This is a genomic window from Sphingobacterium multivorum (genome assembly GCF_039511225.1).
Lineage (GTDB): Bacteria > Bacteroidota > Bacteroidia > Sphingobacteriales > Sphingobacteriaceae > Sphingobacterium.
In genome coordinates, this window is sequence record NZ_CP154261.1 from 5,193,855 (window position 1) to 5,205,514 (window position 11,660).

The 11,660-nt window shown below is 41.1% G+C and carries 8 protein-coding genes; 3 read left to right on the forward strand and 5 right to left on the reverse strand.

The window, feature by feature from the left end:
• Positions 1-51: 51 nt before the first annotated feature.
• A complete protein-coding gene (locus AAH582_RS21785; protein ID WP_046672733.1) occupies positions 52-1,554 on the forward strand; it encodes an aldehyde dehydrogenase family protein in 1,503 nt (500 codons plus the stop codon).
• Between the two features lie 121 nt (positions 1,555-1,675).
• On the forward strand, positions 1,676-2,050 hold the full coding sequence (locus AAH582_RS21790; RefSeq protein ID WP_046672734.1) for a DUF779 domain-containing protein: 375 nt from the start codon (positions 1,676-1,678) through the stop codon (positions 2,048-2,050).
• Between the two features lie 85 nt (positions 2,051-2,135).
• On the opposite strand, the gene AAH582_RS21795 is transcribed toward AAH582_RS21790, so the two are convergent.
• The 5 genes from AAH582_RS21795 to AAH582_RS21815 all read right to left on the reverse strand — a co-directional run bounded on the left by AAH582_RS21795 (position 2,136) and on the right by AAH582_RS21815 (position 8,566).
• The gene (locus tag AAH582_RS21795) at positions 2,136-2,537 is read right to left on the reverse strand and encodes an acyl-CoA thioesterase (protein ID WP_046672735.1); all 402 of its coding nucleotides are present in this window, start codon (positions 2,535-2,537) and stop codon (positions 2,136-2,138) included.
• Positions 2,538-2,605: 68 nt separating this feature from the next.
• On the reverse strand, positions 2,606-4,429 hold the full coding sequence (locus tag AAH582_RS21800) for a MutS-related protein (RefSeq protein ID WP_343320560.1): 1,824 nt from the start codon (positions 4,427-4,429) through the stop codon (positions 2,606-2,608).
• A 131-nt stretch (positions 4,430-4,560) separates the two neighbouring features.
• Positions 4,561-5,217 carry a protein-L-isoaspartate(D-aspartate) O-methyltransferase gene (locus AAH582_RS21805; RefSeq protein WP_046672736.1) on the reverse strand — a complete coding sequence of 219 codons (657 nt, stop codon included), beginning with the start codon at positions 5,215-5,217 and terminating at the stop codon, positions 4,561-4,563.
• 235 nt (positions 5,218-5,452) lie between these two features.
• Complete coding sequence (priA, locus tag AAH582_RS21810) at positions 5,453-7,936, reverse strand: replication restart helicase PriA (protein ID WP_343320563.1); 2,484 nt, start codon at positions 7,934-7,936, stop codon at positions 5,453-5,455.
• A gap of 240 nt (positions 7,937-8,176) precedes the next feature.
• Positions 8,177-8,566 carry a DUF423 domain-containing protein gene (locus AAH582_RS21815; RefSeq protein ID WP_046672738.1) on the reverse strand — a complete coding sequence of 130 codons (390 nt, stop codon included), beginning with the start codon at positions 8,564-8,566 and terminating at the stop codon, positions 8,177-8,179.
• A 411-nt stretch (positions 8,567-8,977) separates the two neighbouring features.
• Between AAH582_RS21815 and AAH582_RS21820 the strand changes: the two genes are divergently transcribed.
• A complete protein-coding gene (locus AAH582_RS21820; protein ID WP_343320566.1) occupies positions 8,978-11,617 on the forward strand; it encodes a hypothetical protein in 2,640 nt (879 codons plus the stop codon).
• The last annotated feature ends 43 nt before the right edge of the window (positions 11,618-11,660 follow it).

Genomic DNA, 11,660 nt, shown 5'->3' on the forward strand with positions numbered 1-11,660 from the left:
GCTGGCTAACTTTGATAAGAAGGGATTAAAAATAATTAATAAATAAACCATATGAGCGCAATCAAAAGGCCATCGTTCAAAGAACGATATGACAACTACATTGGTGGTAAATTTGTCGCACCAATTCAAGGAAAATACTTCGATAATATTTCGCCGGTAGATGGAAAAGTGTTTACTCAAGTTGCCCATTCAACAAAAGAAGATCTGGATCTCGCTGTCGACACCGCCGCTAAAGCTTTTGAAACTTGGGGACAAACCTCGGCTACAGAACGAAGTATCATCCTCAATAAAATTGCTGACCGCATTGAAGCTAATTTAGAATATATCGCCGCCGTTGAAACGATAGACAACGGAAAAGCGGTACGTGAAACATTAAATGCCGATATCCCATTGGCAATCGACCATTTCAGGTATTTTGCTGGTGTAATCCGCGCTGAAGAGGGGTCCATAAGCGAATTGGACAGCAATACAGTGTCACTGATTGTACACGAACCAATCGGAGTTGTTGCACAGATTATTCCATGGAATTTCCCGATTCTAATGGCCGTATGGAAACTAGCTCCGGCCCTTGCCGCAGGGAACACTGTCGTGTTAAAACCTGCTGAAAGTACACCCACATCCATTCTTGTTCTTATGGAAATTATCGGTGATCTGATTCCTGCCGGAGTAGTCAATATCGTCAACGGTTTCGGCGCAGAACTTGGTCGTTCTTTGGTCACAAACCCAAAGGTTTCCAAAGCAGCATTCACTGGTTCCACAGCAACTGGACGTCTGGTCATGCAATATGCGACTGAAAATATCATTCCGGTAACCCTAGAATTGGGTGGAAAATCGCCCAATATTTTCTTTAGTTCGGTTATGGATGCAGACGACGCTTTTTTGGACAAAGCAGTGGAAGGAGCCGTATTATTCGCGCTCAATCAGGGCGAAATTTGCACCTGTCCTTCTCGTTTACTGATCCAGGAGGACATTTATGAAAAATTTATCGCTAAAGTGGTCGATCGGGTTAATCAGATCAAAGTGGGCGATCCATTAGACCCAACAACAATGATGGGTGCTCAGGCATCGAAGATCCAGAAGGACAAAATTATGTCCTATATTAAACTTGGCAAAGAAGAAGGGGCCGAAGTATTGACCGGCGGTGATGAAAACAATGTCGGTGCTGGTTTTGAAGAAGGCTACTACATCAAACCTACCCTATTCAAAGGCAATAATAGCATGCGTATTTTCCAGGAAGAAATCTTCGGCCCGGTGCTTGCAGTCACCACGTTCAAAGATGAACAAGAAGCAATTGCCATCGCCAACGATACCATGTATGGTCTCGGAGCAGGTGTATGGACTCGAGATGCACATCAGCTTTATCAGATCCCACGTGCCATACAAGCAGGACGTGTTTGGGTAAATCAGTACCACTCCTACCCAGCGGGTGCTCCATTTGGCGGATACAAACAATCAGGAATTGGACGGGAAAACCATAAAATGATGCTTGCCCATTACAGACAGGCTAAAAATATGTTGATTTCCTACAGTAAAGAAAAACTTGGTTTCTTTTAACTGCAGCGCACCGGGTACACTTTTCGAACAGCTAGATGCCCGAATTTAGGGGGGAGCAAATGCTACCCCTTCCGCTGAATTTCCTATTCGTCAACGCTAAAACAGATAAACGGATTTCACCATGATAAATAGACTAGACATCACTGAAAAAGCCAGGGAGCTCATTCATGAACTTGAAGCGAAGCATGGTAAATTAATGTTTTATCAGGCCGGAGGCTGCTGCGAGGGTACACAGCCTCAGTGTTTTGAGGAAGGAGGTTATTTTCCTAGGACAAATGACGCCATGATCGGATTAGCCGAAGGATATGAGTTTTGGGTGGATCGTGATCTCTTTGAATATTGGAAACATGCGCATTTCACACTCGATGTGCTGGATGGATTTGGTCCGGGGGGATTCTCATTGGAAACGCCACTGGGTAAAACTTTCAAAGTTCATTATCGTTTATTTACAGCCGAAGAGCTTAACGACCTCAGCCCAATCAAGAGAAACGAATAACAAAAAGGGTCGCAGATGCGACCCTTTTCCATGTTATAATTTTAAAAAAACCTCCCTTGAGTTTCCGCATTCGGAAGCTAAAATTTTATTCAATATCCAAGCCTTCAAGGACTGGAATTGGCTGTCTGTTTTCATCGAGGGCAACAAATGTAAAAACACCCTCAATGGCCAATTCTCTTCCCTCCTTGTACATATGTTCCAAAAATATCTCGACCTTCACCTTCAAGCTGGTCCGGCCTACATTTTGAACCCTTGCGATAGCTTCTATAATACTTCCGGAAGGAATTGCCTTATTGAAGTCGATACGGTCTGTCGATACAGTCACCAACGTTTTGCGGCAAAATCGTGTCGCAGCCATAAACGATACTTCGTCCATAATGGACATCGCCTTGCCGCCGAATAAAGTATCGTGATGATTTGTCAAAAACGGAAACACGGTCGTGCAAACATGTGTTTCTGATAAATCAATACGTTCTTGTAAAGTCATTTATTGTTTTATTTAGTGGATTTAAGAGGAGACAAATGTAAACCAATCTAGCTCCAGTTCCGTCATTTTTATTCCATATTTTCGTCGATATCCACCCCTATACCTTTCAATAAGAGCGACGCATTGAATATTTTACATTCTCCTATCTTCAGCTTATAATCAAACAGCATCTGCCCCGCATCAACACGAATGTCAAAATGATAATTTTTGATATCTCCCGGGAATTCCTCTTGTAAACTGGACAGTTGTAAGTCGTGTGTAGCCACCATACCCTTACCGTCCAATCGAACCAGTTTCTTTATGATTGCACGGGAGCCAAGATATTTGTCGATCGAATTTGTCCCACGAAGCATCTCATCGATTAGAAAAAAGCTATCGCTATGTGCTGAAACTGTATCCAATATAAATTTCATCCGATTCAGTTCAGCTTTAAATGTCGACGTACTTTCATTCAGGTTATCCTTGATGCGCATATAAGATATTAGTTTGTAAATCGGAAGCCGAAAAGATGCCGCTGCAACCGCAGCTCCGGCATAAGCCAAAATTGCATTAATACCCACTGTCCGCAGAAATGTACTCTTTCCAGCCATGTTTGAACCTGTTACCAAAGCAACACGATGATCTATACTACTGTAATCATTGGCGACGACCTGATTGCTTGGAATCAGTGGATGATATAACCCTTGCGCGTCAATCTTATTTTCCAGCGGATTATCCAAAATTACTGGATAACTATAGGACGAATAGTTTCTCTTCCAAATGGCAAGGCTTGTGACAGCCTCCACCTTAGCTAAGGTATCGAATGAATTCAGAATCTCGTTTTCGTATTTATTCTTCCAATCAACAATAGCCAATACTTGTCTAAAGTCCCAAAGCAGAAATAAGTTTAGAAATAGCCCAACAAAGACATTATTCCGTGCGTCCAAATTGTTAATAAGACCAGCGAGTTTTTTAAAGGCAAAGGAAATCGATGCTGTTCCCTGGTTTTGTTTTAGCTCTCCGGCGATCTCCTGCATAGCAATAGACTTCCATGCGTGGTCTTCGATCGATTGAATCGCATCTGCATATGATCCCAGCACGCCACCAATTTTGTCTATTCGCGAGGAGAACATACTCACACTTCCTGCTTTGGCCAATGCCCAAAGAATATGAAATAGTCCTATCAAGGTTGCCACTCCAGCCAATTTTGGCACGAAAAAGCTGCCGGCTAAAGCGACCAAAAATAAAACAGGGCCTGCTTTGATATAAAATCGCATAAAAGCATTTCCGAATTGAAAATTTCGGTCTTGAAAGTAATTTGTCAAAAATGCCTTGATATCCAATTTATGGTTCAGATTGGCCAAGAGCTTTGCCTGAAAATCCCATATCCATTCGGATTCATTTTCGAGTTCCTGGGATGCTTCTTGATTGCGTTGAATTTGATTGCTTTGGAGAGGCGCATCAAGCCAAGAAGCCAAAAGATCAATCCCCTGTTTGGTCGTTGCCCGATTTATCTGCGCGAATAAGGAGTATGTGCCAAAGATATCCATATCGGAGCTATAAGGATGAGCTCCGTTTTCAAAATGCTCACCATGGTCATACATGTTTAGTTTCCCTTCTGCCAGGGCCTGTTCATTTGCCAAAACTTTCAAATAAGCTTCAAAATAGTTCTTCTGAAGCTCTAACTGGCTCTGCTTCCGCACGAGATAGGCAAATAGGAACAGTAGTCCAAAAAAGCAGAAAAAAACCAGCGGAAGGCTTTCCAGTTGAAAGGTATAAAATAACAATGCTCCGCCACCGAGTATCACAAATAGCCGCAACAAGCTGAGCGTGTTGACTTGTTTATTTAATTTGACCACAGTTGAAGCAGTTTCGCGATGCTTCTGGTCATATCGTATTGCAGTTGGAGTCATAAGGTGAATATTTATTCTTTCACGTTCATTTCAATTTAATCATGGCTATTTTGCATCTGCTCATGAAACAAAGGCTCGATTGTCACTCGCAGATTTTGGGGGAGGCCATCGGAACTGGTTGAATGGATCTCCTACCAAGCTTGATCACCCACCAAAGGCACAAAACGAAACGTATCCAATTCGATACGGTCAAAATCATTTTCACCTACCCGAATGATCGTCATCATCTTTTGCGATTTTTCGTCTCCTACAGGGATCACAAAAATTCCGCCCATTTTCAACTGCTTTAACATAACCTCTGGCACGAAAGGCGCACCTGCAGTGACAATAATCTTGTCATAAGGGGCGTGCTCTTCGATTCCCTTAGAGCCATCACCTAAAAAGAAATTTGGTTTATAGCCCATGTAGGGCAACACTTGAATGGTTCGTTGATATAGGTTTTCCTGACGCTCGATAGTATACACCTCTGCGCCAAGTTCCAACAAGATACAGGTTTGGTACCCCGATCCCGTACCAATTTCCAGTACTTTATCTCCCTTTTTCACGTGGAGCAGTTCCGACTGATAGGCGACGGTATAAGGCTGTGAGATTGTTTGTCCGTCACCGATTGGAAAAGCAATATCCCGATAGGCCTGATTCCAGAATGTTTCATCAAAAAAATAGTGACGTGGTACCTTGCCAATCGCATCTAATACTTTCTGGTCCGCAATGCCCCGGCTTTTTAGATGTTCAACCAATTTCTTACGAGCACCTTTCTCCCGATAATTATCAATAAACTTGTACGCCATGATGTTTCAAATTTACCTTTTAAAAGGCACATTAAACAGAATTAATCACAAATAATTCAATACCAACACTGTACGTATTTTCAAGTTTATTTGCTTTATTTTCCGAATCATCTTTCCCTTAGGCTCAACCTCCGTTGACCTCTTGAATTTGGCCGCGAAGAAAACGATAAGCGCATGTGATTTAAGTTGACAAAGAACGCTCGTTTTTACAAGTTAATGCGGGCAATAGCTGTCACTAATAGGGATCTACATCGACCTGAACGCGTACACCAGCATTGGTTTTATCGATTTCAAAATCGAGATGAACCGAACGGATCAATTCCTTGACCTTTGCAATACTAATATTTGTTCGTTCAATCTTCAGGGTAATGGTCTGGATAAAATTATTCCGCACCCGTGAAACTAAGGGCGGCTCAGGTCCCAATACCCTTGCACCCAACTGTTGCCGCAGCGCCGAGGCAAAACGATTGGCCGAATCATAGCATTTCTGAAAATCCGTATGTTTAATATCAATCCGAATGAGACGGTAGAAAGGCGGATAAAGGTAGTTTTTCCGTTCTGTAATTTCCGTCATAAACATGCCCTCGTAGTCGTTATTGACCACCTGTTCTAACACCCGATGATTCGTGGTATAGCTTTGGATGATCACTTTTCCGCCGGCTTCACGTCGACCTGCGCGTCCTGCTACCTGGGAAAATAACGAAAATGATCGTTCATACGAACGGAAATCCGGAAAGTTAATGATCGTATCTGCATTGACAACACCGATAAGGCTTACTCTTCCGAAATCGAGCCCCTTAGCGACCATTTGTGTCCCTATAAGAACATCAAATTCATGCTCATCAAAAGCCGTGATAATTTTGTCGAAACCATATTTGCCTTTTGTGGAATCCAGATCCAAGCGACCGATGCGGATTTCGGGCATCAGGATTTCAAGTTCTTCCTCTACCCGTTCTGTACCGAAGCCTTTACTTTCGATATGGGGCATTCCACAGGCTGGACAAACACGAAGTGGAGGCTCAACATGACCACAATAATGGCAATGCATCATATTAGAGCTCTTGTGATAGGTTAAGCTGACATCACAATTGACACATTTTGCAACAAATCCACAGGTATTACACTGGATCATTGTCGTGTGACCACGTCTGTTTTGAAATAATATAACCTGCTCTTTATTTTTTACAGCTTCTTCGATTGCCTTTAACAAGGTACCCGAAAAATAAGAAAACATATTTTCCTTTCTTCCTTCTTCGGGAATATTCACCAACTCAATACTTGGCAATTGTGCGTTGCCATAACGCTCAAGCAGTTGCACAAAACCATACTTCTTAGCTTTGGCATTGTAATAGCTTTCCAAAGAAGGCGTCGCGGATCCCAACAGCACTTTGGTCTGATGTAGAAATCCGAGGTAAATGGCCGTATCGCGGGCATGGTAACGTGGAGCTGGGTCAAACTGTTTATAGGAGCTTTCATGCTCTTCATCAACAATGATAATCCCTAAATCCTGAAATGGCAGAAAGACGGAAGAACGAGCCCCAATCACAACCTGAAATTCATTTTTCATTACTTTATGCCACACCTCGGCACGTTCATTATCATTAAACTTAGAGTGGTACACCCCCAGTTTATCACCGAAATGCAACTTTAAGCGCGCTGTAATCTGCGCTGTCAGCGCAATCTCAGGCAGTAGATAGAGGGCTGATTTTCCCGCAGCGATTGCTTGTTCGATAAGGCGTATATAAATCTGCGTTTTTCCCGAAGCAGTCACACCATGCAACAGCGTAACGTCCTTCTCCTCAAACGACGCTTGTATTTCGGTATAAGCCCTTTGCTGATTTTCATTAAATTGAAAATTGGCATCCAGTTCGATATCTTCCCCCTGAAACCGGGATACAACCTTTTCCTTTATTTCAAAAACACCTTTGTCAATCAAAGCCGTAATTGCACCGTTACCACAGCCCGAGGCCTCCGTCAACATGGGTCGCGTAATTTCCTCCGTTTTTTTGACCAGCTGCATAAATGCCAATACCGCATCTTGTTGTTTTGGTGCACGGTTTAAACTGTCCAACAATTCTCTTTTTGCATCTTCATTTCGAAAGTCGGGTGCAAAACGCAAAAATGCTTTGGTCTTAGGCTTATACCGTTCTGTAATCTCTTCAGAAATCAAAACAATCCCTTTGTCAAATAATTGCTTCAATATAGGGAAGACTGTTTTTTGTCCCAGCAATTTCACAATATCATTGACTTTAAGTTCTCCCGCCACCTCCAAAGCTTCGATGATAAGATACTCCTTATCTGAAAGTGTAGAACGGTCAAATTCTTCCCCAATCGATGAAACGACTTTGGTCTCACTGGCCAGCTTCAATGCCGAGGGCAGCGCTGCCTGCATGACTTCGCCCAAACTACACATGTAATAATCGGCTAGCCAGTCCCACAGTTTAAACTGAGCTAAATTGACAATGGGTTTTTCATCAATGATGTCCAAAATATACTTTGCTTCATAGTGCTTTGGTGCTTCCTGGCTAATGGACTTGACAACCGCAGAATAGATCTTATTCCGTCCAAATTGCACGATGACTCGTAAACCGACCTGCACACGATCATTCCAGTCAACCGGAATACGATACGTATATGTTCTTGCCAATGCTAGTGGTAGGACCACATCAACAAACAGCGTATCTCTTTCACTAAAAATCGTAGATTGTGGATTGGACATAAATTCAAATTATGGTATAAAAGTACAAAAAAACCTTCAGGAATAGAGGTCAAACGACTCCGGCGATGCATAAAACCGTCTACAATCATATGGCGCCAAAGCGACATCGGAGTGTAAAAGCCAAGAGATCGCAGATCAATCCACTGTAACCTAAAAAAGCCTTCCTGAATTTATTCAAGAAGGCTCTGTTATGATTAAATACGAATATGATTTCGTATGGACATAGGCAATTAAATAGGATTACGATTTATTTTTTAGCGCTGCTATAAATAGTGCAACCCAGCCAACGATCAAAGACAATCCTCCCAAAGGCGTGATAGGTCCTAAAATAGACGGATTGCCAAAGCCGGTTATTTCTCGCACACTTAAGACATACAACGATCCTGAGAAAAAAAGTATACCAATGAGGAAAGCAATAAATGATACTTTAATTGAGTACGTCTTTGCCCGCGAAAAAGTAGATAAAAATAACAGGGCGAAGGTATGATAGAAATGATACTGATTTGCAGTTTTCCAAGTTTCAATATGATATGTACTTACCTTTCCTTCTAGACCATGAGCGCCAAAGGCACCTAATATTACAGCTAATGCTCCCAACAACGAAGCGGCTAAAATGATTTTCTTATTCATTATGTTAAAGTGAATGCTGAAAATGAGTTTCTAGCGATAAATGTATTAAAAACAGAGCAAAATAAGGAATTTTTTGTTAAATTTCTATTACAAAGGCGCATTATAGCAACGATTTTCTATCTCTTCCCATATATTTTTATTAGGTTTGTTTTACGTATGAATCATCATGAGCATCGTGCAGCTCACCAAGATCTTGAACGAGGTTCAAGATTTGTATATCCTTGCTAAACATTTGCCGCATGATAACTTCATCACCATTTAAAAAACAAGTTTAGTGTACTTATCTGCTGACAAGAAAATGAGTACCTCATAAATAGTTGTTCTGCTAAAACTGCATTTTTAATCGTATCGACCAGCGGGTTAGTGACGATTTATTCGAGTTGTTATCAGGCATTGAAAAAAATAAAAAGGATGAAAAAAACAATCATCATCACTGTTATATTATTCATCGCGGTCATCGCGGCCACGATCTATCTTTTTGGAGACTTCAATAAAAACAATAAACAAGATTCTAAAGCTTTACAATATCTTCCTGAAAATACATTAGCCATTGCCTCCTTTGCCAATGATCAGACGGTAGATACGATCTTTAACGACTATGAGCTCTTTAAAGCTATTATTGGCCAACGCAATTTCAGTAATTTGGAACGTCTTAAGGACGAATTATTACGTAGCGAACAGTTAGCACCTCTTGTAGCGGGGCAGCAAGTATTACTGTCTTTTCATCAGGAAAAAGATCAGATTACTCCGCTATATAGCGTTCAGGTTGGTCAAAGCATTGATAATAACGCGCTGGCAACATTGCTTGGAAACGTCGGTAAAAACTACAAGATACAACCCTTTGACACCTTAGGCCAACGATTTTATGGGCTTAATCAAGGTACTAAGGATAGTACACTTTATTGTGCCTATTCCCACGAAATCATTTTCGCCAGCTACTCTAAGCAGGTGCTTTCCCAGATCTTTGATAAACAGGTTAAGAAAATAAGTACCAAACAAATCGAGTTCTTCGTAAACCATAATAATAAAAACACACCACTTAGTCTCTATTTTTTCAATGAGCAACTGTCGCAAATTGCTCGAATATTGATGAAATCCAAATTTGGTACCTATCTCAACCTGATCGATTCGCTGAAGGGCCAAACGTCCTGGAACATGAATTTCAAAAAGGATGCTTTTATCTTTAAGGGTGAAACAGATCTCGCGCCGAGCAAAAATAGCTACTTACAGTTATTTGCCACACAGACGGCTCAAGTGCAAGCTCTGGGGAACTATCTCCCTAAAAATGCAGCATCTTATATAGACTTTAGTATCTCTGATCCCCATAGTTTCCGCAGCGGATTAAAAGCATTGTTAGTACAACAAAAAGAAGACGCTCGATTGACGAAAAGTATAAAAAACTTTGAAGAGGATAGCAAAGTATCATTTGACAGTATTATTGCGCCAATTTTCAACGATGAATTTGCACTCGCGGAGCTGGACAATCAGGATGCGATTGGTTTGATTAGCATTTCGGATTCCACACAATTTGCCGATAATCTTAAGAAATTCAGTACTGCTGTAGGGGATTCGATCTATCAATTTAAATATTCGAATCTTTTACATGCATTATTTGGAGAACCTTTCAAGAGCTTTACGCGACCCTATTTCACTATTGTAGACAATATCATGGTTGTCGCTAGCCGAACAGGTATCTTGCGAGATTATCGTGAATCTTTCCGGGAAAAGCAATTTCTTTCGGGTACTGCAATTTTCAAAAATCATGCAGCATTGCAGAACAGCCGCAGTAACATAACGTTCTATTTAGAACCTAAGGCTGGTAAAAGCAATATTCTGGATAACTTAAAAGCTGATTTTGCAAAGAACTTTAAAGATGAGGATGAATATGGCTTTCAAAATTTCTATTCATGGTCCTATCAGCTAAGTGGCAACCAAGGCACATTTTCGTCCAGTTTATATGCACTCTTTAAGAGTGATACGAGACTAGGGGGCAAACCAGAATGGACAGCTCAACTGGAGAACCGACTTATCAATAAACCTTGGATTTTCGATCAAGATGGGAAGAATAAGTTTATCCTGATCCAAGAACAAGATCATACGGTACATGCATTTTCGCCAGATGGAAAAGAACTTTGGCAGAATCTCTTCCAAGGTGAAATTTTGGGCGAGCCAATTCAGTTACAGGATCTCAGTATTGTCGCCGTTACAAAAAACCGCTTATATCGTTTTATGCCAGATGGTAAAAACCGAACCGGTTTTTCAGTTGAATTGCCATACTCGGCAACTTATGGGGCTACAATCGCCACCTTCAATAAAGAGCAACGTATTTATATTCCGGCAACAGACCGCATTCTTGCCTATACCCTCGAAGGCAAAAAAGTGGAGGGCTTTGAAAATAATAGTGTGGACGGGCGAATTTTATTCGATTTAAAAACAACCAGCCTGGGACAGACCAATTATATTATTGCTGGTACAAGCACTGCTTCCGTCTATTTCTTTGATCAAAATGGTAAGGTCATCCATAAAAAAACATTGGATACCGATGGGGAAAGTGTTAAAAATCCAATTGGTTTAGTTGCGGCGTCGGATGAAAAGAACTCCTTCATTTACTTGGCAAACAATAAAGGTAGTGTATTCAAAATTCCTTTCGAAGGCGAAACCAAAAAAATAAAACTGGGAGACTGGGGCAAAGATGCATTCTTTAATTTTGAAGATATTAGCGGTGGAGCAGACAGGGACTTTGTTATTCTAGCCAACAACAAACTGAATGCCTATAGTTCAAGAGACTCTTCTTCCTACTTTGAATATAAATTCATCGAAGAGGCCAGTAACAGACCGTTGTTTTTTAAACGAATAGGTAAATCTGATATCATAGGCGTAGGAACCGACAATCGCATGATTTATGTCTTCGGATCTGATGGCCTGGTTCAGGAAGGATTCCCTGTAGAAGGTTTTTCAAAATTCTATTATGGACCGATTAACTATGGCGACAATGCCAATTATTTAATCTGCATGAAGCGGGATTTCAAGATCTATGTATATAAGTTTTAAAAACCTGAAAATCAATTTTTTAAAATCAACACCAAACGCGATA